This is a genomic window from Burkholderia sp. Bp8991 (assembly GCF_003853795.1).
In the GTDB taxonomy this organism is placed as follows: domain Bacteria; phylum Pseudomonadota; class Gammaproteobacteria; order Burkholderiales; family Burkholderiaceae; genus Burkholderia.
On sequence record NZ_QTQJ01000004.1, the window covers coordinates 254,073 to 277,728 of the forward strand.

The 23,656-nt window shown below is 66.8% G+C and carries 17 protein-coding genes; 2 read left to right on the forward strand and 15 right to left on the reverse strand.

Going from position 1 to position 23,656, the window contains the following annotated elements; translation table 11 throughout:
- Positions 1-12: 12 nt before the first annotated feature.
- The 7 genes from DIE02_RS06625 to betC all read right to left on the reverse strand — a co-directional run bounded on the left by DIE02_RS06625 (position 13) and on the right by betC (position 9,655).
- On the reverse strand, positions 13-663 hold the full coding sequence (locus tag DIE02_RS06625) for a PepSY-associated TM helix domain-containing protein (RefSeq protein WP_409362219.1): 651 nt from the start codon (positions 661-663) through the stop codon (positions 13-15).
- A gap of 56 nt (positions 664-719) precedes the next feature.
- A complete protein-coding gene (locus tag DIE02_RS06630; RefSeq protein ID WP_124492195.1) occupies positions 720-1,403 on the reverse strand; it encodes a Fe2+-dependent dioxygenase in 684 nt (227 codons plus the stop codon).
- A gap of 46 nt (positions 1,404-1,449) precedes the next feature.
- Positions 1,450-3,645 carry a TonB-dependent siderophore receptor gene (locus DIE02_RS06635; protein ID WP_124485160.1) on the reverse strand — a complete coding sequence of 732 codons (2,196 nt, stop codon included), beginning with the start codon at positions 3,643-3,645 and terminating at the stop codon, positions 1,450-1,452.
- Between the two features lie 587 nt (positions 3,646-4,232).
- A complete protein-coding gene (locus DIE02_RS06640; protein ID WP_124485159.1) occupies positions 4,233-5,483 on the reverse strand; it encodes an MFS transporter in 1,251 nt (416 codons plus the stop codon).
- Between the two features lie 225 nt (positions 5,484-5,708).
- Positions 5,709-6,848, reverse strand: coding sequence for a porin (locus DIE02_RS06645; RefSeq protein WP_124485158.1), 1,140 nt, complete (start codon positions 6,846-6,848; stop codon positions 5,709-5,711).
- A gap of 256 nt (positions 6,849-7,104) precedes the next feature.
- Positions 7,105-8,076 carry a choline ABC transporter substrate-binding protein gene (gene choX / locus DIE02_RS06650; protein ID WP_124485157.1) on the reverse strand — a complete coding sequence of 324 codons (972 nt, stop codon included), beginning with the start codon at positions 8,074-8,076 and terminating at the stop codon, positions 7,105-7,107.
- A 43-nt stretch (positions 8,077-8,119) separates the two neighbouring features.
- Entirely contained in the window at positions 8,120-9,655 is a 1,536-nt protein-coding gene (gene betC, locus DIE02_RS06655; RefSeq protein ID WP_124485156.1) for a choline-sulfatase, read from the reverse strand.
- 202 nt (positions 9,656-9,857) lie between these two features.
- Between betC and DIE02_RS06665 the strand changes: the two genes are divergently transcribed.
- Positions 9,858-10,784 carry a choline sulfate utilization transcriptional regulator gene (locus tag DIE02_RS06665; protein WP_124485155.1) on the forward strand — a complete coding sequence of 309 codons (927 nt, stop codon included), beginning with the start codon at positions 9,858-9,860 and terminating at the stop codon, positions 10,782-10,784.
- 509 nt (positions 10,785-11,293) lie between these two features.
- A complete protein-coding gene (gene purU / locus DIE02_RS06670; protein ID WP_124485154.1) occupies positions 11,294-12,181 on the forward strand; it encodes a formyltetrahydrofolate deformylase in 888 nt (295 codons plus the stop codon).
- Positions 12,182-12,331: 150 nt separating this feature from the next.
- Here the strand turns inward: purU and DIE02_RS06675 are convergent, their stop codons facing one another.
- The 8 genes from DIE02_RS06675 to DIE02_RS06710 all read right to left on the reverse strand — a co-directional run bounded on the left by DIE02_RS06675 (position 12,332) and on the right by DIE02_RS06710 (position 23,600).
- Entirely contained in the window at positions 12,332-13,987 is a 1,656-nt protein-coding gene (locus DIE02_RS06675; RefSeq protein WP_124485153.1) for an APC family permease, read from the reverse strand.
- A gap of 180 nt (positions 13,988-14,167) precedes the next feature.
- Positions 14,168-15,031, reverse strand: coding sequence for a glycine betaine ABC transporter substrate-binding protein (locus DIE02_RS06680; protein WP_124485152.1), 864 nt, complete (start codon positions 15,029-15,031; stop codon positions 14,168-14,170).
- A gap of 149 nt (positions 15,032-15,180) precedes the next feature.
- On the reverse strand, positions 15,181-16,329 hold the full coding sequence (locus tag DIE02_RS06685) for a hybrid-cluster NAD(P)-dependent oxidoreductase (RefSeq protein WP_124485151.1): 1,149 nt from the start codon (positions 16,327-16,329) through the stop codon (positions 15,181-15,183).
- Positions 16,330-16,356: 27 nt separating this feature from the next.
- Entirely contained in the window at positions 16,357-17,598 is a 1,242-nt protein-coding gene (locus DIE02_RS06690) for an aromatic ring-hydroxylating dioxygenase subunit alpha (RefSeq protein WP_044844357.1), read from the reverse strand.
- Between the two features lie 52 nt (positions 17,599-17,650).
- Positions 17,651-18,436 carry an electron transfer flavoprotein subunit beta/FixA family protein gene (locus DIE02_RS06695; protein WP_044844358.1) on the reverse strand — a complete coding sequence of 262 codons (786 nt, stop codon included), beginning with the start codon at positions 18,434-18,436 and terminating at the stop codon, positions 17,651-17,653.
- On the reverse strand, positions 18,433-19,602 hold the full coding sequence (locus tag DIE02_RS06700; protein WP_124485150.1) for an electron transfer flavoprotein subunit alpha/FixB family protein: 1,170 nt from the start codon (positions 19,600-19,602) through the stop codon (positions 18,433-18,435). The genes DIE02_RS06695 and DIE02_RS06700 overlap by 4 nt, the downstream gene beginning before the upstream one ends.
- A 4-nt stretch (positions 19,603-19,606) precedes the next feature.
- Positions 19,607-21,532, reverse strand: coding sequence for a (Fe-S)-binding protein (locus tag DIE02_RS06705; protein ID WP_124485149.1), 1,926 nt, complete (start codon positions 21,530-21,532; stop codon positions 19,607-19,609).
- A 4-nt stretch (positions 21,533-21,536) separates the two neighbouring features.
- Positions 21,537-23,600 (reverse strand): NADH:flavin oxidoreductase, encoded by a 2,064-nt coding sequence (locus tag DIE02_RS06710; RefSeq protein ID WP_044844361.1) that lies wholly within the window; start codon positions 23,598-23,600, stop codon positions 21,537-21,539.
- Between the last annotated feature and the right edge of the window lie 56 nt (positions 23,601-23,656).

The window sequence follows — 23,656 nt, forward strand, 5'->3', positions numbered from 1 at the left end:
GCCGTTATGCGCTTATGCGCCGGCCGCACACACGATCGCGACGATCGAGCCGATCACGAGCACCACGCCGATCGTCTTGCGCTTGTTCATCTCCGTCCACAACAGCACGCCGGTGAGCGACAGCAGGACCAGCGCGCCCGCGAGCGTATCGACGAGCAGCACCCAGCCGATGCTCGTCCCGACGCCCTTGTGCAGGTTCGTCAGCCACGCGAGCGTGCCGTTACCGGTACGCTTGAGCGTCATCGTGTCGCTGCCGACCCAGTAGTCGACCGCGACGTTTTCATGCGGCGACGCGAACACGAGTTGCCAGTGCTCGGGCTGCACGGTTTCGCGGTCGCCCCATGCGACCGGATGCGCGGGCTCCTTCTGCACGCGGCCCATGCGTTCGGGCAGATGCAGATCCGGTTGCGCACGCAGCCATTGCTCGAGCTCGCGCGGTGACGCGGGCCGCGGATCGGGCACGCCGAGCCGCAACGTCTCGACGCGCGGCGCGCCGGTCTGGATGCGCAGCGGCGGCGCACGATGATTCAGCAGGAAGCCCGTCGTGCCGAACAGCAGGCCGAGCGCCGCGCCCCACAGGCCGATCCAGCTGTGCACCTTGCGCAGCCATTTGATGAAGGTGCCGCGGCGCGAACGCGCGCCGCCGGAGCCGGCCGGGCGCATGCCCGGCGCGATGCGGGACGCGGATGCCGCGTCGATGTCGATGGGATCGGCAACGCTCACGTCTCGCTCCAGATTCTCAGAAGATTGTGGTAGCAGCCGACCAGGCTACGGCAAGCCTGCGTATCGGCGCCGCCGGCGTTGAGCCGCTGGATCGCCGTGTCCATGTCGAACAGCAGCGCCCGCTGTGCATCGCTGCGCACGAGGCTCTGCACCCAGAAGAAACTCGCGACGCGCACGCCGCGCGTGACCGGCGTGACCTGGTGCAGGCTCGTCGCCGGATAGACGATCATGTCGCCCGCGGGCAGCTTGACCTGCTGCACGCCATACGCGTCCTCGATCACGAGTTCGCCGCCGTCGTATTCGTCAGGCGCGGACAGGAACAGCGTGACCGACACGTCGGTGCGCAGCTTCACGCCGTTCGGCAGCACGCGCACCGCGCCGTCCACGTGACTGCCGAACGTCATCCCGCCTTCGTAGCGGTTGAAGAGCGGCGGATAGACCTGGTTCGGCAGCGCCGCGCTGATGAACAGCGGATTGCGCTCGACCGCGGCGAGGATCGCGTCGCCCAGTTCGCGCGCAATCGGCGCATGCTCGGCGATCTGCTGGTTGCGCTTGACCGGCGCGCCCGTGTAGCCGGCCGTCGCGCGGCCGTCGACCCACGCGTCGCCCGCCTGGTCGAGCCGGTCACGCACCGTGCGCACCTGCTCGGGTGTCAGCACGTTCGGGATGTGTACAAGCATCGTTCCACCTTTTTCATCGAATGACGCGGCGATCGCACGCGTGCGGTCAGAACCGGTAGTCGAGCGTCGCGAGGAACGTGCGTCCGACGCCCGGCACCGCGCGGCCGCCGTCCGACTGGATCAGCGCATCGTAATAGAACTTGTTGGTCAGGTTCAGCAGGTTCAGGCGCAGGTCCCACTGCTTCGCGTGATACGCGGCCGTTGCATCCCAGCGCGTATAGCCGCCCACCTGCACGTAGTTCGTGTTCGCCGCGTAGCGACCCGACATGTAGGTCGGACCGCCGCCGATTTCCCAGTGCGGCGTGAACGCATACGTGGTCCACAGCGTGAACGTGTTGCGTGGCGTGTTCGCCAGCGTCTTGCCCTGGGTGCCGTCGAGCGCGCTCAGGATCACGCCGTTCATGTACGTATAGCTGCCGAACACCTGCCACTTCGGCGTGATGTGGCCCGTCACGCTCGCCTGGAAGCCACGCACGCGAATGTCGCCCTCGAGCAGGTATTCGCCCGTCGACGTCAGCGTGCGCGCGTTGCTCTTCTCCTGCTGGAACAGCGCCGACGTGACCGACAGGTTGTCGTTCAGCAGATCCCACTTGGCGCCGACCTCGTACGACTTCGTGTGTTCCGGCGACAGGTTCTGCGTGTTGTTCGTGACCGTCAGCGTCTCGAGCGACGGGTTGAACGACGTGCCGTACGAGAAGTAGTACGACTGCGATTCGGTCGGCTGGTAGATCACGCCGGCCCGCACGCTCGTGAAGTAGTTGGTCTGCGACGCGTAGCGCGGCGCGCTCACCGTGTTCGCGAGATGCGCCTGGAAGCGATCCCAGCGCAGCCCGCCGACGAACTTCCAGTCGCGGCCGATCGATACCGTGTCGTTCATGTACGCGGCGAGCGTCGTCGCGCCCGATTCAGCGTGATTGGCCGGCGTCTGCGTCGCGTTGGACGCGCTCGACGACAGATAGGCCGGATCGATCAGCGACAGGATCGGCAGGCCGCTGCGCGTGTACGCCTGGTTCGTGTAGCTGTCGTGCCCGACCTCGACGCCCGCGATCAGGTCGTGCTTCACGAAGCCCGTGTCGAACTTGAAATGCGCCATCGTGTCGTTGTCGACCGAATGGTTTTCGATCACGCGATCGTGACTCGCGAGCTTCACGTACAGCGCGGACATCGGCAACGACGTGTAGTTGCCGTTCGCGAGCGCGGTGCTCGACGCGAGCGGCCCGGTCAGCACCGCGTTCGCGGCCGTCTCGCGCGCATCGGTCATCGAGTGCGAGAACGACGTGCGGTTGCTGATCGTCAGCGCGTCGTTGACGCGATGATCGATGCGCGCGGACACCGTCTGCACGTCCTGGATCGTGCGGTCGTCGGTGAGGCCGTAGAACGTGTGCTTCGATACCGGCGCCGGATGGCCGTTGACCGCGAGCACGCCGTAGTCCGGCATGTCGTAGTTGTGCTGGACCAGCGCGGACAGCGTGATCTCCGTCGGCGTGCCGATGCCGAAGCGCAGCTCCGGCGCGATTCCGTAGTCCTTGTTCTTCATCACGTCGCGCGTCGAGCCGAGCGACTGGCCGAACGCGTTGATGCGGAACGCGGAGGTCGCGCCGAGCGGCCGGTTCAGGTCGACGCTCGCGCGGTAGTGGTCGTCGGTGCCGATCGTCGTCGACACTTCGGCGGACGGCTTCAGGTTCGCCTTCTTCGACACCTGGTTGATCACGCCGCCCGTCGAGCCGCGCCCGAACAGCATCGACGACGGGCCGTACAGCACCTCGACCGAATCGAGATCGAACGTGTCGCGGTAGTACTGGTTACGGTCGCGGAAGCCGTCGAGATAGATGTCGTTCTGCGCGGTGAAGCCGCGCAGGTTGATGTTGTTGCCGATCTGCCCGCCTTCCGCGCCGCCGATCGTGATGCCCGGCGCATTGCGCAGCGCGTCCTGGAACGACGTGAGCCCCTGCGATTCCAGCAGCGCCTTGTTGATCACCGTGACCGACTGCGGAATGTCGCGCAGCGCGGTGGGGGTTTTCGCGCCGACGCTCGAACGCTCGGCCTGGAAATCCTGATGCACGGCCTGCCCCGACACGTTGACCGTCGGCAGCGTGTCGCTCGCGGCCGGCGTCGCACTGCCCGGTTTCGCGGTGACGGCCGGCGCCGATTCGGCGCTCGTGCCCTGCGCGAATGCAGGCGAAGCGATAGGCAAAGCAAAGGCCAGCGCGAGCGCACTCGCGAACGGGGTCTTGTTCGGCATGAAAATCCAGTCGGAATTTGAAACCGCCCCGCGTGGACGCGCGGCGACGCGCGCACGAGGCACGGATACGCTGGCTCGCTGGCCGCCGACGATCAGACCGACGGCGACACTAGCTGGCTACGGTTGACGAGTGACCGGCAGCGCAGTCGTGGCCGCGGTCATGAAAATGAGAATCGGTATCATTCCAGATATTTCTTTTCGTTTCAATCGATACCCGCTTCGTCATATGGAAGAACGATGTTTCGAAAAATTACGGAAAGTTTGATGTAATTATATGAATGGCTTTTGTAATTGATCGGGATATTCAGTCTGACAAATTCAGGGCTGGGACCCTTGTGCAGCAAGGCACTGAAGTATCAGCCTCTTTTCGGATTCCCACCGCGGTGGGCTCGATTATGCCAGCACCGCTTTCAGCTCCGGTACCCCGCATCGCGAGAAACGACAGCACCGGATTGATTGTTCAGACGATTATCCGACCCGAATGCCGTTTGGAATTCGATTGAAACAAGAAAGCAATTTGAAATGAGTTACGGCGAATGAGGCCGGTTTCCCGTGAACGGCAAACGCATCGCCCCGCTGACGTCGATTCAATGATCGCGCTCCAGCGACGTCATGTTCCGCAAGGTCGGGAACAACCGCATCCATGTCAGCGCGACGGCGATCGTCGCCGCGCCGCCGACGACGATCGCCACCGGCGCACCCCACCACGCAGCCGTCACGCCGGATTCGAATTCGCCGAGCTGGTTCGACGTACCGATGAACAGCGAGTTGACCGCGCTCACGCGGCCGAGCATGTCGTCGGGCGTGCGCAGCTGCACGAGCGACAGGCGCACGACGACGCTCACCACGTCCGATGCGCCGAGCGCCGCCAGCGCGACGAGCGACACCACGAAATTGCGTGACAGCCCGAACACGATCGTCGCGATGCCGAACGCGATCACGCCGCCGAACATCGCGCGGCCCGGCCGCCCTTTCAGCGGAAAGCGCGTGAGCCACAGCGTGCCCGCGAGCGCGCCGACCGCCGGCGCCGCGCGCAACGCGCCGAGCCCCCACGGGCCGACCTGCAGGATGTCGCGCGCGTAGATCGGCAGCAGCGCGGTCGCGCCGCCGAACAGCACCGCGAACAGGTCGAGCGACAGCGCGCCGAGGATCGCCGGTTCGCGCCGGATGAACGCGATGCCGGAAAACACCGACCGCAGCGTGACCGGTTCGCGCGCCGGCGGCGCACTGCGCAGCGGAATCGTGCCGCTCAGGATGGCCGCGATCGCGAACGCCACGACGCTCGTGCCGAACGCCGCGGGCGCGCCGACGCCATACAGCACCCCGCCGAACGCGGGCCCGAGAATCTGCGCGGCCTGGTTCGCGGACGTCGACAGCGCGGTCGCGCGCGGCAGGTCGCCGCGCGGCACGACGGCCGGCAGCAGCGACGACACCGACGGCGATTCGAACGCACGCGCGGTGCCGACGATCGCGGCCAGCGCATACACGCCCGGGGCGGTGAGCCCGCCTTGCGCCGCGCCGAACAGGAATACGCCGGCGGCCAGCGCCTCGACGCCCTGGCAGATCGTCGCGATGCGCCGGCGGTCGTAGCGGTCGGCCACCTGCCCGACGACGAGCGTCAGCGCGAACATCGGCACGAACTGCGCAAGCCCGACGAGCCCGAGCGCGAATGCGCTGTGCGTGAGCGCATAGACGTACCAGCCGATCGCGACCGACAGGATCTGGAAAGCGAGCGACGACATCACGCGCGTGCCCCAGAAGCGCTGGAACGGTGTGTGGCGGAACAGGTTGGCGGGTAACGGCGACGGCGAAGTGGATTCGGGTAACGGGGTGGTCATCGGCGAGACGTCATCGGAGGAAGGCCGGCGATCGCCGATACGCGATGCGGCCAAAGCGCGATGATAGCTTCAACCAACGAAACCTTGCCGGATGCTCGCCGGACGCGGGCAAGGACGGCGCACACCGCACGACGTTGCATCGCGCCGCAAAAAAAAAAGCGCGAACCACGGTTCGCGCCAAAGAGAGACCTCGCTGAAGACGTCGAAAAAACTACCTCACCCCGCTCAGAACGAATGCCGCATCCCGATTCGCACGTCGGCCTGCGTCTGCGTCGTCGACGGCGTGAAGCTGTAGCCAACCACCGCATCGACGCCCTGCGACGCGCGCAGGTAATCGCCGGAGATGTACACATCGGTGCGCTTGGACAGCAGGTAGTGCAGGCCGGCCGTGCCCTGGTTCCAGTGGTGGCCTTCGAAGCGCGTGTGCTGGTAGCCCGCGATGAAGCTCAGCGCCGGCGTGAACTGGTACAAGCCGCCGCCTTCATACACCTGCATGTGCGACGACTGGCCGAAACCCTTGATCGTCGTGTACGAGAAGTTCGCGTCGAGCGTCAGCTTGCCGATCGTGTAGCTGGTGCCGACGCCGAACGTGCCCTGGCTGTCGACGTCCATCGCGGTGTTCGCGAACAGGTCGGTGCGCGCGCCGGTCGCCGGATCGACGGTCACGGTCTGCTGGCCGAGGAACGTATGCGTGCCGATCATCGCGTACGGGTCGAACGCGTAGATGCCGTTCGGGTTGTTCAGGCGCGTGTACGCGGCGCCGATCGAGAAGTCGCCCTTCGTGTAGCTCGCGCCCGCGCTCCATGCGCTGTTGCGGTGGAAGTTGCCGGCGACGTTGCCGAACGAATACATCGCGCCGAACTTGACGCCGTTCAGGTCGTTCGACAGGAACTTGACCGAGTTCGGCAGGCGGTCGCCGTTGAAGCGGTCGAAGTCGCCCTGGTGGATCGCGTAGCCGCTGCCCCATGCCGAGATGTTGTAGATCGACACGAGCTCGTTGGTGATGTCGAGCTGGTTGCCGAACGACAGCGTGCCCCAATCGTTCTGGAGACCGACATAAGCCTGCCGCCCGAACTCCGCCCCGCCGAAGCCGAGCTGGCCGTTGCCGAGGTGGAAACCGCTCTCGAGCGCAAACACGGCCTTCAGGCCGCCGCCGAGATCTTCCGTGCCTTTCAGGCCGAAGCGGTTCCCGTACGAGACGCCGTCATCGAACTTGACCACGTGCGAACCGCCCGTGTTGTTCACGTATGTGATGCCCGCGTCGAGAATCCCGTACAGCGTCACGCTGCTCTGCGCGTGGCCGATGGCGGGAATACAGGCCGCGCATGCCAGCGCGGCGGCTACGGCAACTTTCTTTTGCTTCATTGTCGACCACCCTCCCTGAACCCTTCGATGGAAAGAACCGTGGCCTGGCGCGCACAGCAATACGCCGGCTGATTCGAATTCGGTACGTCCGCTGGCTTCGGCATTTCGTTTTCCGCAATAACGCAGCCATTGGCGAAAAATACAAACCCATATTTCAGGTCACCCGTCTGAAGGCGACACCAAATGGTCTCGATGCGACCGTTCGGGAAAACACGGAGGCGGGCGGCGCGGCGAGAAACCGGCCGCGCGGAGGCTGTCAGCGGGCGTCGAGGGCCGCGCGCACGGCCGGCAACGCGGGGGCGCCGGCCGCCGTGGTAACGCCGTCGAGCCACGCTTCGACGAGCGCTGGATCGGCCTTCAGCGCATGCTGCGCGGCGAGCGCGGGCGACGTCTTGTGGTCGAGCATGTCGGCGATCATCCGGTTCTCGACGTCGACGGAGAACGTCATCTGCCTGAACAGCCGCGCGAGGTTCGCGCACTGGCCGGCAAAGCCCGCGCGCGTGACCGTGTTGACCGTCGCGCCGCCGTAGTTCGGGCCGAAATACGCGTCGCCGCCCGACAGGTAGGTCAGTTTGAACTTCGTGTTCATCAGGTGCGGCTCCCAGGCGAGAAAGACGATCCAGCGCTTGTCGCGCACCGCGCGCTCGACCTGCGTGAGCATCCCCGTCTCGCTCGATTCGACGAGCGACCAGTTCGCCGCGCCGAGCGCATGGTCGGACAGCATCCGCTTGATGTTCTGGTTCGCGGGCGCGCCGGGCTCGATCCCGTAGATCTTGTCGCCGAAGCGGTCCGCGTAGCGCGCGAGATCGGCGAACGTGTGCACGCCGGCCGCCGCGACGTAGTCGGGCACGGCCAGCGTGAACTTCGCGCCGTTCAGGTTCGCGTGCAGCACGTCGATCGACTTCTCGTCGACGAACGGCTTCACGAGCGGCGCCTGCGCGGGCATCCAGTTGCCGAGGAACACGTCGACCTGCCCTTTCTTCAAGCCCTGGTACGTGATCGGCACCGACAGGTTCGCGACGTCCTGTCGATAGCCGAGCGCCTTCAGCACGACACCGGCCATCGCGTTCGTCGCGTCGATGTCGGTCCAGCCGGGCGCCGCCATCTTCACGTCGCGGCACGTCTGCGGGTCGGCGGCGCGCGCGGGCTGCTGCATCGCCACCACGCACGCGGCCGCGGCGAGCGCGGTGCCCATACTCCGGATTGCTGCATTGCATTGCCGTTTCATGATTCGCTTCCTCCGTCGTTCGTCAATGTCCGCTGCGGCCCGTTCAGCGCCCGACGCGCGGAAAGCGCGCCATCGCTTCGAGCGTGTCGAGTTCGATGTGATTGCGCATGTAGCGCTGGCTCGCGTCGGTGAACGGCTGCCAGTCCCACGCCTGGATGCGGCCCTGCGTCGTCGCCGCGTAATGGAAGCGGCGCCGCCGCTGGCTCGCGCGCACCTGCGCGTCGAGTTCCGGCAGGTTCCAGCGGCGCGCGGCCTCCTCGCGGAATGCGGCGAGCACGCCGGCGGCTTCCGGCAGGCCGGCCAGGTTCGTGCGCTCGCGCGGATCGTCGGCGAGGTTGTAGAGCTGGTCGGGATCGGCCGGGCAATGCACGTATTTCCAGTCGCCGCGGCGGATCATCACGACCGGCGCAACCGCCCCTTCCGCGAGGTATTCGCCCAGCGCGACGTCGTGCGCGGGCGCGCCTTGCAGATGCGGCACGAGGCTCGCGCCGTCGACCGGGTCCGGCCAGCCGCCGGCCGGCGCCGCGCCGGCGAGGTCGACGAGCGTCGGCAGCAAATCGACGTGCGACACCGGCCCGCGCACGCGGGCGGCACCGAAGCGGCCCGGCGCGTGGACGATCAGCGGCACGCGGCAGCCGCCTTCGAAGAACGTCATCTTGTACCAGAGTCCGCGCTCGCCGAGCATGTCGCCATGGTCGGACGTGACGATCACGATCGTGTCGTCGGCGAAGCCGCATTGCTCGAGCGCGGCCAGCACGCTGCCGAACTGCGCGTCGACATAGGACGTCGCGCCGTAGTACGCGCGGCGCGCGGCGCGGATCTGCGCGTCGGTCGGCGGCGTGCGGTCGTTTTCGCAGACGAAGCGCAGCCGCTGCGAATGCGGATCGCTCTGCTGCGCATCGAGCCGCACGGCCGGCATGTCGATCTCGTCGTCGCGGTACAGATCCCAGTATTCGCGCGTGATCGCGTACGGATCGTGCGGATGCGTGAGCGACACGACCATGCAGAACGGCCGCGCGTCATGACCGGCCGCGCGCTCGCGCGCAACGTCGTACAGCTTCTGCTTCGCCGCGAACGTGACTTCGTCGTCGAAATCGAGCTGGTTCGTGCGCACGCACGGGCCGGCCTCGAGCACCGAACTCATGTTGTGATACCAGCTCGGCCGCTCGGTCGGGCGGTCCCAGTCGGGCACCCAGCCGAAGTCGGCCGGATAGATGTCGGTCGTGAGCCGTTCCTCGAAGCCGTGCAGCTGGTCGGGTCCGCAGAAATGCATCTTGCCGGACAGCATCGTCCGGTAGCCGCCCGCGCGCAGGTAGTGCGCGAAAGTCAGCGTTTGCGCCGGCAATTCGGCGGCGTTATCGTAGGCGCCGATACCCGACGGCAGCTTGCCGGTCAGCAGCGAGAAGCGCGACGGCGCGCACAGCGGGCTCGCGCAATACGCGGCGTCGAACACCACGCCTTGCGCCGCGAGCCGGTCGAGCGTCGGCGTGCGCGCGACGCGGTTGCCGTAGGCCGGCAACGCGAACGGCGTCAGCTGGTCGGCCATCAGGATCAGGATGTTGGGAGTCGGGTTCGTCATCGGCGGTCTTGGGGAAATCGGTGTTCGAATGGAGCGGCGCGACGCTCGGGCGGCGACACGGCCGGCATGACGGACGCAGCCTGAAGAAAGTGCCGCGCGCACCGGCCGCGACTGGCTAGAATCGCGGAAGGCCTGGCGCGGCGCCGTGCCGTCCGAAGCACTATCCCCCGCCCGAATTCGCGCGGGAAGGCGTCCGGCCCTTATGAGGCCATTAGAGAGACTTATGTCGAAATCCGAACCGTTACCGTCGATGCAGGCGCTGCGCGCGTTCGAATCGGCCGCCCGTCTCCAGAGCTTCACGGCCGCCGCGCGCGAGCTCGGCTCGACGCAACCGGCCGTGAGCCAGCAGGTGTTCCAGCTCGAAGCGGAACTCGGCGTGCCGCTGTTCGAGCGCAGCCCGCGCGGCGTCACGCTGACGAGCGACGGCCAGTGCCTGTACGAAGCCGTGCGGCTGAGCCTCGACACGCTGCGCGGCGCCACCGCGACGCTGCGCGCGCGCCGCGAGCACGGCGCGCTCACGATCGTCACGGATTTCGGTTTCGCGACCTACTGGCTGATGCCGCGCCTCTCCGGCCTGAAGCGCGTGATGCCGGACGTCGACGTGCGGGTCGTCACCTCGCAGGATTACGACGCGCAGCGCGACCACGCCGACATCGCGGTTCTGTTCGGCGACGGCCACTGGCCGTCGTGCACGGCCGCGCGGCTCTTTCCCGAATCGGTCACGCCCGTCTGCTCGCCGGCGTTCCGCGCCGCGCACGCGCACGTCGCGCGGCCCGAGCACCTGCAGGCGCTGCCGCTGCTGCACGTGCAGGCGACGCGCCCCGAACGCTGGCTGTCGTGGGCCGGCTGGTTCGACGCGCACGGCCTCGACGCACCGGCCGCCGCGCGCGGCGTGACCTTCAACAGCTATGCGCTGGTGATCCACGCGGCGCTGCTCGGCGACGGCGTCGCGCTCGGCTGGTCGCCGCTCGTCGACGAGCTCGTCGCGACCGGGCAGCTCGTGAAGCTCGTCGACGCGCCCGTCGTCACGTCGCGCGGCTACTTCCTCGTGCGGCCGCCGCAGCGGCCCGAGCCGGACGCGACACATGTGTTCCGGCGCTGGCTGCTGGACGCGTGCGCGCCGGCTTGAGCGGGCGGCTGGCCGGCGGAGCGCTGCCTGACGCTTGCTGGAGCGGCTGCGGCTGTCCCATCCGACGCGCGCTGGACTGGCTGCGCCTGCCACACCTGACGTCCGATGGAGCGGCTGTGCCTGCACCGCCTGACGCCCGCTGGAGCCGCTACGACTGCGCCGCCTGACGCTCGCCGGACCGGCTGCGGCTGCACCGCCTGACGCTCGCTGGACCGGCTACGGCTGCACCGCCTGACGCTCGCTGGACCGGCTACGGCTGCACCGCCTGACGCTCGCTGGACCAGCCGCGCCCGCCCCGCCCCGACACCCCGCCCAGCGTCCCCAAAACCCCCGCCTCAAGCCTCGCCACCGCCCCGCGGCGCTGGCGCGCCGATACCAGCCACACGGCGGGTTGGTTCTATCCGCGCCCGAATCGTCCTGATTTACTTGAGCCTCCCGCTACCCGCGTAGCGTGGCGCCCCGTCGCGCCGCCGCGCGCGCGTTGCGTTCCCTGACATCCGAGGAATCTCATGACCGCCGACTCACGCCCCGATCAATTCGTCCTGACGCTGTCGTGCCCGAGCGCGGCCGGCCAGGTCGCCGCCGTCGTCGGCTTTCTCGAGCGCCATCGCTGCTACGTCGATGCGCTGAACGTGTTCGACGACGATCTCAGCAACCACTTCTTCGTACGCTGCGTGTTTCATCCGACGGATGAAACGCTGCAGATCGACGCGCTGCGCCAGGAGTTCGGTCCGATCGCGACCGCGCTCGGCGGCGGCGGTGACGGCGACACGCAATGGGCGATCCACGACGTGAACGCGCGCCCGAAGGTGCTGATCATGGTGTCGAAACTCGAGCACTGCCTCGCGGACCTGTTGTTCCGCTGGCGGATGGGCGAACTGAAGATGGACATCGTCGGCATCGTGTCGAACCATCCGGACTTCGAACCGCTCGCCACGCAGCACGGGCTGCCGTTCCGCCACTTCCCGATCACGGCCGACACCAAGGCGCAGCAGGAAGCGCAGTGGCTCGACTTCTTCGAGTCGAGCGGCGCCGAACTCGTGATCCTCGCGCGCTACATGCAGGTGCTGTCGCAGGAAACCAGCGCGAAGCTCGCGAACCGCGCAATCAACATCCATCACTCGTTCCTGCCCGGCTTCAAGGGCGCGAAGCCGTATCACCAGGCGCATGCCCGCGGCGTGAAGCTGATCGGCGCGACCGCGCACTTCGTGACCGACGATCTCGACGAAGGCCCGATCATCGAGCAGGTGGTCGAACGCGTCGATCATGCGCTGCGTCCCGAGCAATTGCTCGCGGTGGGCCGCGACGTCGAGTGCATCACGCTCGCGCGCGCGGTGAAGGCGTTCATCGAGCGGCGAGTGTTCCTGAACGGCGACCGGACGGTGGTGTTTCCGTAAGCGCATCCGTTCGGCGCGCAGCCAATAAAAAACCCGACCGGCAGCATCTGCCGGTCGGGTTTTTTATCGCGTTGCGTTCGCCGCGTCGCGCAACGGCCCCGGGTGCGGTGTCCGGGTTCGTCGCGCGACGCGCGTGCCGCGTTCAGATGCTTACTTCACCCACGCAAAGTAGTACGACAGCCAGATCGTCAGCGCAGCACCGACCAGCGCCGCATACGGCATCAGGTTCAGCCACATCGCGCGCTTCGGCACTTCGAGTTCCATGTCGCGCTGCATCTGCGCGGGGAAACGGCCGCGATCCTGCCAGTAGTGACGATAGAGAAACACCGGCACGATCAGCAGCATCGCGATCAGCCCGTTGCGCAGCGTGCCTTCGCCCTGCAGGTTCGCGCCCGCGCCGACATAGACGAGGTTCGCGTAGCCGCAGACCGAGCCGGCGACGAGCAGCCAGGTCGGGCAGCGGAACGGCCGATCCCAGTTGCCGCGGTCCATCCGGTGGATCCAGCCCGACTGGAGATTCAGGAATACGAACAGCATGTAGCAGACGTTCGAGATCGCCAGCACCGTCATGTAGTCCGACATCATCAGCAACACGAGGTTGAAGCCGAGGTCGGTCCACATCGCGCGCGTGGGCGAGCCGTGCTCGTTCACGTGCGACAGGTACTTCGGCAGCCAGCCGTCGACCGATGCCTGGTACAGCGTGCGCGACGAGCCCATCATCGACGTCATCACGATCAGCAGGATCGACAGCATCAGCATCACGACGACCGCGTTCGCGACCCACGCACCGCCACCGACGATCTTCGCCATCGCGGCCGCGACGCCGGTGCCGTCGCCGATCGCCGGGTCGAGCATCGCCTGCGTGCCGAGCGCGCCCTGGAACGCCATCGGCACGAGCGTCATCACGACGAGGCACAGCGCGCCCGACCAGAAGATCGCCTTCGCGGTGTCGCGACGCGGATCGCGGAATTCCCGCGTGTAGCAGACCGCCGTTTCGAAGCCGTACGACGCCCAGCCGGCCATGAACATCGCGCCGAGCGCCATCGTCACGCCCTGCCCGTTCCACGAACCGAAGGTCGCGGTCGTGAGGTTGCCTTGAGCGTCATGACCGAGCGGCAGCAGCGGAAGCAGGTTCGACATCGGCACGTCGCCGGTGACGAACGGAACGATGCCGACGATCAGCAGCGGCGTGAGCGACGCGATGCCGAGAATGCGCTGCGTGCGCGCAGCTTTCGATGCGCCGCTGTGCTGAAGCTTGAACGTGATGAGAAGCAGAATCGTCGCGATGATGAACGTCGCGTTGATTCGCAGGGAAAGACCCGGCTTGATGAACCCGAGATCCGCAACCTTGAACTGCCAGTGCAGCACCGCCGCGTCGGCGGGAAAGAGACTCGTGAGCGCATAGCTCGCCGCGAGGCCGCAGCCGAGCGCGAGCATCGGCGACCACGCGAGCCAGTTGCACCACACGGAAACCGGGGCAATCAGCTTGCTGTAACGGACCCAGCCGATCGCGCCGTATACCGACGCGCCGCCCGATTTATGGGGAAATAGTCCCGATATTTCCGCATAAGTCGCGCTTTGAATCAGCCCCATCGTGATCGCGGCGATCCAGATCGCCCACGCGGGCTGGCCGATCGTCGCGCATACGCCGCCGATCGTGAACAGCACGCCTGCCGGCACGCCGCTCGTCACCCAGAATGCGTCTTTCCAAGTCAGGCCACGTTGCAGCGTGTGGCCCGTCGAATCATGTGAGATGGTTGCCTCAACGTCACTGGTGCGATTAGCACGCAGTCCTGCTTGACTCATCCAATTCCTCCTGTGATGACTCCGCACAAGGGCGCTAGTGTAACAACTTACGCGCTTTTTTGCAGAATCAGTAAAAGAAAGCCGGGATATGGCCGCATGAATTCACGATTGTTTCGGATTCCTGCATGCCATTCCCGGCGTATTTATTTATGATGATTCGCGCGACGAATCGCCGCGGTTTTACTGCGCGCCTTCAGTCCACGAATTCACGCGGTCCGCATGCGCGGCAATCCATGCATCGGCGGCCGCTTCCGGCTTCGAACCGTTCTGGATCGCGAGCATCACGCTGTCGATCTCGCCCGGCTTCCACTGGAATTTCTTCAGGAACGCGACGACCGGCTTGGCCTTCGTTTCGAGCTGCGGGTTCGCGACGCTGTCGACGTGCTCCGCGCCGCCGAACACCTTCTTCGGATCCTCGAGGAAGCGCAGCTTCCACTTCGCGAACATCCAGTGCGGCGCCCAGCCGGTCACGATCACCGGCTTGTTCGCGCCGACGGAGCGCGACAGCTCGGCCGTCATCGCGCTGCCCGAACTCGGCATCAGCGTGTAGCTGAGGCCGTAGCTCTTGATCGCTTCGTCGGTCTTGCGCATCACGCCCGCACCCGCATCGATGCCGACGATCCGGCCGTTGAAGCTGCTTTTCTCGGCATTCAGATCTTCGATGCTCTTCGCCTTCACGTAGTCGGGGACGATCAGGCCGATCTTCGCGTCAGGGAAGTTCGCGCCGAGATCGACGACCTTCGACTTGTATTCGCCCCAGTAGGAGCCGTGCGTGACGGGCAGCCATGCGGACAGCGTCGCATCGAGGTCGCCGCGCGCCACGCCCTGCCACATGATCCCGGCAGCCACCGGCACGAGCTGGACCTGGTAACCGAGCTTCTTCTCGATCACGCGTGCCGCGACGTTCGACGTCGCCACGCTGTCGTCCCAGCCTTCGACGTAACCGATCTTCAGCGTGGGCTTCGTATCCGCGAGCGCCGACGCGCTCAATGCAACCATCGCCGACAGTGCGCCGGTCCACAGCAGTTTTCCGAACAACTTCATGGTCGATCTCCTTGAAATGCGCACCGTGCGCGTTGTCTCTCTAGGTTCTTCAACCACAAATCCGCGGTATCGTTGTTTTCCGACGGATGCTTGTCCGGAGGCGACGCAACGCGACGCGACGCGCCCGGACCGGCGATGGCTCGATACGACTACTTGTCGATCACGAGATCCGACAGCGGCTTGCTGCAGCACAGCAGCACCATCCCCTGATCGATCTCGCGCTGGCGGATGCCGCCGTTGTGCTTCATCTCGACCTGCCCCGACACGAGCTTCACCTTGCAGGTGCCGCACATGCCCTGCGTGCACGACGCCGGCAACCGCACGCCGGACTGGCGCGCCGCGTCGAGCACGTGCTGCTCCGAGCCGCACGAAATCTCGCGATTGCTCTTGGCGAAGCTGACGGTGTACTGCTTCGTCGCGACGTCGCCGTCGTTGGCCGCCGGCGCGAGTTCGGCGAGCACGTCGTCGCTCGCGGTCTGCGCGAGCGTCTCGAACGAGAAGCTTTCCTCGTGATACTGCTTGCGGTCGAAGCCGGCTTCGTCGAGCAGGTCGCGCACGGCCTTCATGTACGGCGCGGGGCCGCACGTGAAGATCTCGCGCTCCATGAAGTCCGGTGCGATCAGCTTCAGCAGCGGCAGCGTCAGGAAGCCCGTGACGCCCGGCCAGTTGGTGCGTGCACCGACGCGCTCGACGACGAACGACGTGCGGAAATTCGTATGGTTCGACGCGATCAGGTCGAGCTCGCGCGCGAAGATGATGTCGTCCGGCGTGCGTGCGCTGTGCACGAACAGGATGTCGCGATCCTCGGCGAGATCATGGTGCGCGCGGCTCATCGACATCAGCGGCGTGACGCCCGAACCGGCCGACAGGAACAGGTACTTGCGCGCCGGATGCCGCGCGCACGTGAATTCGCCGGCCGGGCCGAGCACGCGAACCGACGCGCCCGGCTGCAGGTTGTCATGCAGCCAGTTCGACACCTTGCCGCCCGGCACGCGCTTCACCGTGATCGAGATCGTGTGCGGCCGCGCGGGCGACGACGAGATCGTGTAGCACCGGTTGATCGTCTCGCCGTCGATGTCGAGTTCGAGCGTGATGAACTGCCCCGGCTCGAAGGAAAACGCACGGCCTTGCGGCGAACGGAAGAAGAAACTCTTCACGTCGTGGGTTTCCTGACGCACGTGGCAGCACACCAGCGTTTCCTCGACGTCGCTCGTCCAGCGCTCGGGCAGCGCGCTCCAGAACGCCGGGTGCGTCACCCGGCTGTCCACCGGCTCGAAATTGGCCGAATCTCGCATCATGTGTAGCTCCACTTGCTGTCTGCTGTACTACGCGCCGATTTTTTCGGCGAGCCGGCCGATGTACCAGGCCGAGAATTTTTCGACGAGACCTTCCGTGTACGGCGAATACGGGCCCGGCTCGTATGCGCTGCTGGTCGCGCCGCGCTGCGAGAATTCGACGAGCGCGCGATCCTGATCGTTGGTCGCGTTCCACACGGCCGTCAGGTTCTTCACGTCGTAGTCGATGCCTTCCTTCGCATCCTTGTGGACGAGCCACTTGGTGCGCACGAGCGTCTTGCCGGCCGACAGCGGAATCACCGAGAACGTCACGATGTGATCGCTCATGAAGTGATGCCACGAGTTCGGCTGCGTCCAGAACGACAGGCCGCCGAGGTCGGCCTGGTCGAACTGGCCAAGCAGCTTCTTCGATGCGACCTTCGCGTCGAGCGTCTGCGATTCGCCGTGGCGGTCGAGCGGCAAGCGCTGCGTGCGGAAGCCCGTCACGTCGAGCAGCTTTTCGATTTCGGCGGACGGCAGGCCCATCTCGGCCCACTCCTTGCCGCGGCGCACGCAGGTTTCAGCGAACGCGTCCATGCCTTCGGCGTTCGCGTCGGAGCGCTGGTAGCCGAAGCCGTATTCGTACAGCGAGATCGTCAGCTCGGGATGGTTCGCGACGCAGTGATAGCACTCGCGGTTGTTCTCCATCGTGAGCTTCCAGTTGCCTTCCTCGATGATGTCGATCTGCGCGGCGATCTTCGTGTTCGGCAGATCGTGCGGCAGCAGATACGGCTCCATCTGGGCGCGCAGCTGCGCGAAATCGACCGGCGGCTCCTCGGCGAGGCAGATGAAGATCAGGCCCGCGAGGTTCTGCACGTGCACCGACTTCAGGCTGTGCTTGCAGCGGTCGAACTTCTCGCCCATGTGCTCGGCGAACATCAGCTGGCCGGTCAGGTTGTAGGTCCAGCTGTGGTACGGGCACACGATGTTGCCGACCGAGCCCTTATCCTCGTTGCACAGGCGCGCGCCGCGGTGGCGGCACACGTTGTGGAACGCGCGGATTTCCATGTCGTCGTCGCGCACGATCAGGATCGAGTCGCTGCCCAGTTCCACGGTCACGTAGTCGCCCGGCTCGGGAATGTCCGGTTCGACCGCGACCTGGATCCAGTGCTGGCGGAAAATCGCCTCCATGTCGAGGGCGAAGATGTCCTCGCTCGTGTAGAACGGCGCCTCGAGGCTGTAACCTTCCTTGCGTCGCTCGATCAGTGCACGAATGTCTGCCGATACTTTCATCGTTTGCTCCGGATTCCTTGCGTCCCAGTGTGGTTGCCGACAGGCATCAAAATCAGTAGTCGATGAGCTGATGCTCGCGCAAATACGCGAGGATCACTTGTGCTTTTTCGACTGAACTCCCTTCATTTACGACGTTGCCGCCGCGGCTTTCGGTCGTGGTCGCGGACAGCATCCGGGCATGCCCCGAGCGCTTCTCGGCGGCGACCAGCTTTACGGGTTTACGCTCGATCGGGCCGACCTTCCAGGCCGCCGCATCGGCGTCCGCGCCGGTCGACGTGAGGGCCGGGCGGATCGCGCCGGCGCGCAGCCGCGCATACGCGTAGCGCGGCGCCACGTTGGCGAGCGGATGGACCGCGACGACGGCCGGCAGCGCCGCGTCGACGCGCCGCCGCAGCCCTTTCGGCAAGAATTGCCGGACCGCCGCGCGGCCGCCGTCGACCGTCACGTCGACGGCCGAGCCGACGAGCGGATAGCCGAGCGCCGCGGCGACGCGATACGGCAGCATCCCGGTGTCGTACGCGCCCTCGGCGCGCGTGCCGGTCAGCACGAGGTCGTAGCCTTCGACGCGCGCGGCGAGCGCATGCGCGGCATCGTCGCCGTCGTGGCAGGCCAGCACCTCGACCTGCCGCGCGCCGAGCGCGAGATATTCAGCAAGCGCTTCATTCGCGGGATCGCCCGCATGGATCACGTCGAGCTGCGCGCGATGCCGCTCCGCGAGCTGGCGGCCGACCTCGAGCGCGGCCGCGTCGTTGCGGCTGTAGCGCGCGGTGCCGCTGACGGGGTGCCGGCCGACGGACACGAGCACCGCGATGCGTTGCAACTGGCGGGGGGCGTTCATGCTGCGACTCCTTCGGTTTCACGCGAGCCGACCGCGGCCGGCGATTGTCCGCGCGACGCGCGCGCGGCCTGCACCTGTTCGATCAGCGCGGCGATCGTCGCCTGCGCGTCGCCCACCACCGTCAGGTTCGCGCGCTTCGCGATCGGCGCGCTGCCGTCGAGGTTCACCGCGATCACGTGACGGCAGTCCTTGATCCCCTGCAAGTGCTGCACCGCGCCCGAGATGCCGAACGCGATGTACACGCTCGCCTCGACCGTCTTGCCGGTCGCGCCCACCTGCTTGTCGCGCGTGAAGTGACCGTTGTCGACCGCGACGCGGCTCGCGCCGATCGCCGCGCCGAACGCGCCGGCCAGTTGCTCGAACGCGCCGATGTCGGACACGCCGTTGCCGGCCGACACGATGAAGTCGGCTTCCTCCAGCGCGACCTGCGCCGCGTCGATTTCCTCGAGGCCGAGATCGCGGTATGGCTGCGCCGCGTCTCCGGCCGGGCGGATGAAGTCGGCGGCCAGGCGCTCGCCGGCGCCGACGAACGGCAGTTTCGCCTCGACCGCGTTCTGCGCGAGCAGGATCACGTCGGGCAGCCCGCGCGTCGCGAACGCGCGGCCGGCCTGCGCATACGCGCCGACATGCTTCGCGTCGATCTCGACCACGTGGGTCGCGACGCTCGCGCCGGCGGCCGCCGCGTACCGCCGGCCGAGATCGCCGTCGCCGGTCGCGTTGTCGGGCACGAACACGTGCTTCGGCGCGAGCGCCGCGGCGCATGCCTGCAAGGCTTGCAATTCGCTTTCGGGCGCGAAGGCGCGACGGTCGAAGTCGGCCAACTCGATCAGCTTGTCGACGCCGAGTTCGGCGGCATCATCCTTCAGTTCGCCGAATGCCAGCAGCGCGACTTCGGTCTGCGCGTCGGCGAGCACCGCGGCGGCGGCGATCGCCTGCCGCGCATGGTCGTCGACCGCGCCGCGCTCGGCGTGCGCCACCACCAGCATCACGTGCTTCGGGTCCTGCACCGCGCGGCGCGGCTTCGCGGCCACGGCGCCGTGGCCGTGCGCGGACCACTGCGCGGCGCTCGCGTCGGCGCTGCCTTCCTCGCCGAGCGTGATGCGCTTCAGGCCCGCGGCCGTGATGATGAACGGCCGGCGCGGATCGATTCGTTTGATCGTGTTCATCGATTCACTCCAGCGAGGCGGCAACGAGTTCGGCCACGTCGAGCACGTCGGGGCGCGGGCCCACGACGCCTTCGAGCATCGCCGTGCAGTTCGGGCAACCGACCGCGACCACGTCCGCGCCGATCGCGCGCGCGTCGGCGATGCGGATGTCGGGAATACGCTGCTTGCCCGGGATGTCGGTCAGCGGCGCACCGCCGCCACCGCCGCAGCAGCGGCCGCGCATGCCGTTGCGCTCCATCTCGACGACCTGGATGCCGATCGTCTTCAGCAGCTTGCGCGGCGATTCCGTCTCGCCGTTGTAGCGGCCGAGGTAGCACGGGTCGTGATACGTGGTGCGCTTCTCGCGCAGCGACTCGACCGCCTTCGGCGCGATCTTGCCGCTGTCGGCCAGCTCCGCGAGGTAGGTCGTGTGATGCTTGACCGTCACGCGCAGCCCGAGCGCGCGGTATTCGTTGCGCAGGCTGTGCATCACGTGCGGGTCGGCCGTCACGATCTGCTTGTACGACAGCGAGCCGAGCGTGCCGATCAGGCGCTTCGCCATCTGCTGGAACGTCGCTTCGTCGCCGAGGCGGCGTGCGACGTCGCCGGTGTCGGTCTCGGTCCCGCCGAGCACCGCGTAGTCGACACCCGCCTTGTTCAGCACCTTGACGAACGCGCGCAGCGTGCGCTGGTAACGCATGTCGAATGCGCCTTCACCCGCGACGAACAGCACGTCGACCGGCTTGCCCGGTTGCGCGACCGGCGCGTTCAGGTCGACCGACCAGTCGTAGCGCGCAGCCGTGTCGTAGCCACCCATCGTGCCCGTCTCGCGCAGGTTCGCGAGCACTTCCTGGCCCTTGCCCGGCACCGTGCCGTGCACCAGCGTGCGGTTGCGGCGCATGTCGACGATCGCGTCGACGTGCTCGATCAGCATCGGGCACTCCTGCACGCATGCGCGGCAGGTGGTGCACGACCACAGCGTCTGCTCCTCGATCAGGCCCGACACGATCGGGCCGTTCGGCTCGCCGCGATGCTGGCCGACCGCGAGGCCCGGCGTCGGGCTGCCGGCGTATGCGGCATCGGTGCCGCCCGCCATCCCGACGACGAGATCCTGGATCAGTTTCTTCGGGTTCAGCGGCTGGCCCGATGCGAACGCGGGGCACGCGGCTTCGCACTTGCCGCACTGCACGCACGCGTCGAAGCTCAGCAGCTGGTTCCAGTGGAATTCGACCGGCTTCGCGACGCCATACTCCTCGTGCTCGATGTCCGGCAGCTTCAGCGCGGTCGGCGGCGTGGCCGTGCCGTTGCCCGTGAACGATTCACGGGTGGCCGCGAAACGCTCCTGGCGCGGGTGGAACGCGAGGTGCAGCAAGCCGGCGATCGCGTGCTTCATCGGGCCGCCCTTCGCGGCGCCGACGGTCATCGTGAAGGCGCCGGCGCCGATCAGCAGCGCGCAGAGCACCGCGAACGCGCCCGACATCGCGCCGGTCGGCACGACCATGAACAGCACGAGGCCGAGCGCGAACGAGCCGAGCAGCCAGGGCAGCGCGTTCCACGGGCCGCGCGACAGGCGCGCCGGCACGTCCTTCGCCGCGCGGCGGCGCCAGACGAACACCACGCCGACGAGCATCGCGAGCGCCGCGAGGAAGATCAGCTTGTCGAGCCACGGCGAGTAGATCGCGAGGCCGTAGTTGACGAACACCAGCGCGAGCGCGGCGATCGCGCCGCCGGCGGTCGCGACGTGGGTCTTCGCGATGTACGGATCGCGGGCGACCACATGGTGCAGGTCGACGAAGTAGCGCTTCGGGATCGTGAACAGGTTCGCGATGCCGAACGAGCCGGGCGCCGTCGCGCGCCCGAGACGCCAGTAGGACGAGCGCTTCGCGACCGCGAACGCGAGCCCCGCCACCGACAGCCACAGCAGTGCGGTAATGAGGAAAGCCGGATTCATTTTTTTAGAAATCCTTGACGAGACGCAGCGAGTCGTAGATCGCACCGTGGACGTTGTGCATCGAGATGCAGTCGCCGACACGGAACAGCAGGAAGCGGCCGTTGCCCAGTTCTTCCGACAGGCACGGCTGCGGCTCGGCCGCGAACAGCGTGTGCGGATCGATCTGGCCGCGGTTCACCGACTCCGGCTTGAGCTTCCAGTACAGCTCGTCGTTCGGCGACGAACCGTTCTCGATCACGACCTGGTCGACCGCGCGCTCTTCCAGCTCCTCGGTGTATTCGTTGCGCAGCACGGCGATGATCTTGCCGTCTTCCTCGTACACGCGATCGAGCATCGTGTTCGGCGTCGGGATCACGCCGAGCGCGTACAGGCGGCGATAGAAGATCGGGAACGTCGTGCCGCCGCAATCGTCGGCCACCTTCACGTCGGGCGTCACCACCTCGACCTTCGAGCCGCGGCTCGCCATGAAGTCGGCCACGCCGGCGCCCGCATGCGTGCTCACGCCGTCGAACAGCAGCACGTTCTGCTTCGGCTCGACCTTGCCGGTCAGGATGTCCCACGAGCTGACGGCGAGACCTTCGGCCACGCCCCACGCCGGCACCTGCCACGTGAAGCTCGAACCGCCGGTCGCGAGCACGACGATGTCCGGCTTCTCGGCCATGATCATCTTCTCGTCGGCGGCGACGCCGAGGCGCCGGTCGACGCCGAGACGCTTGGTTTCCATGTCGAACCAGCGGATGATCCCCGACATCTGTTCGCGCTGCGGCGCCTTCGCGGCGATCATCACCTGGCCGCCGACTTCGGCGTTCTTCTCGAACAGCACGACGTCGTGGCCGCGCAGCTTCGCGACGCGTGCGGCCTCGAGCCCCGCGGGGCCCGCGCCGACCACCACCACCTTGCGCTTCGGGCCGCGCGACTTCTCGATGATGTGCGGCATCGTCGCTTCGCGCGACGTCGCGGCGTTCTGGATGCACAGCACGTCGAGGCCGTTGTACTGGCGGTCGATGCAGTAGTTCGCGCCGACGCACTGCTTGATTTCGTCTTCGCGGCCGTCGCGGATCTTGATCACCATGTGCGGATCGGCGATCTGCGCGCGCGTCATGCCGACCAGGTCGATCATGCCGTTCGCGAGCAGGCGTTCGGCCTGGCCCGCGTCGCGGATGCTCTGTGCGTGCATCACGGGAATCTTCACCACCGACTTGATGCCGGCCGCGAGGTGCACGAACGGCTCCGGCGGCAGCGCCATCGGCGGCATGCAGTTCGCGATCGTGTTGTGCGTGTCGCCGCCCGAGCCGACCACGCTCAGGTAGTCGATCAGGCCCGTCTCCGACATCGCCTGCGCGATTTCCTTCAGCGCTTCGTGATCGAGACCGTCCTCGTGGAATTCGTCGCCGCACATGCGCAGGCCGACGCAGAAGTCCTTGCCGACCGCTTCGCGCACGGCCGTCAGCACTTCGATGCCGAAGCGCAGACGGTTCTCGAGGCTGCCGCCCCATTCGTCGGTGCGGTGGTTCGAACGCTTGCTCCAGAACTGGTCGATCAGGTGCTGGTGCGCGGCGGAGATTTCGATGCCGTCCATGCCGGCTGCCTTCACGCGTTTCGCGGCGGCCGCGAAGTCGCCGATGATGCGGCGGATTTCCTCGATCTCGATGATCTTCGCGTTACCGCGGTGCACCGGCTCGCGCACGCCCGACGGCGACATCAGGTGCGGCCAGTGCTCGCCGTGGAACGACGAGCGGCGGCCCATGTGCGTCGCCTGGATCATGATCTTCGCGCCGTGCTTGTGCATCGTGTCGGCAAGACGCGTGAGCGGGTCGATGATCTTGTCGTTCGACAGGTTCACCGACTTCCACCAGCCCTGCGGGCTGTCGATCGACACGGGGCTCGAGCCGCCGCAGATCGCGAGGCCGACGCCACCCTTCGCCTTCTCTTCGTAGTAGCGGATGTAGCGGTCGCCCGGCAGGCCGCCCGGCTCGGCATACACCTCCGCGTGCGCGGTGCTGACGATCCGGTTGCGCAGCGTCAGCTGGTTCAGCTGCATGGGTTTGAACAGGTGGGGATAACGCATCGCAGGCGACCTCTGGCGTTCGAATGTCTCGTGTTGCGGGTGTTGTTTGTTGCTGT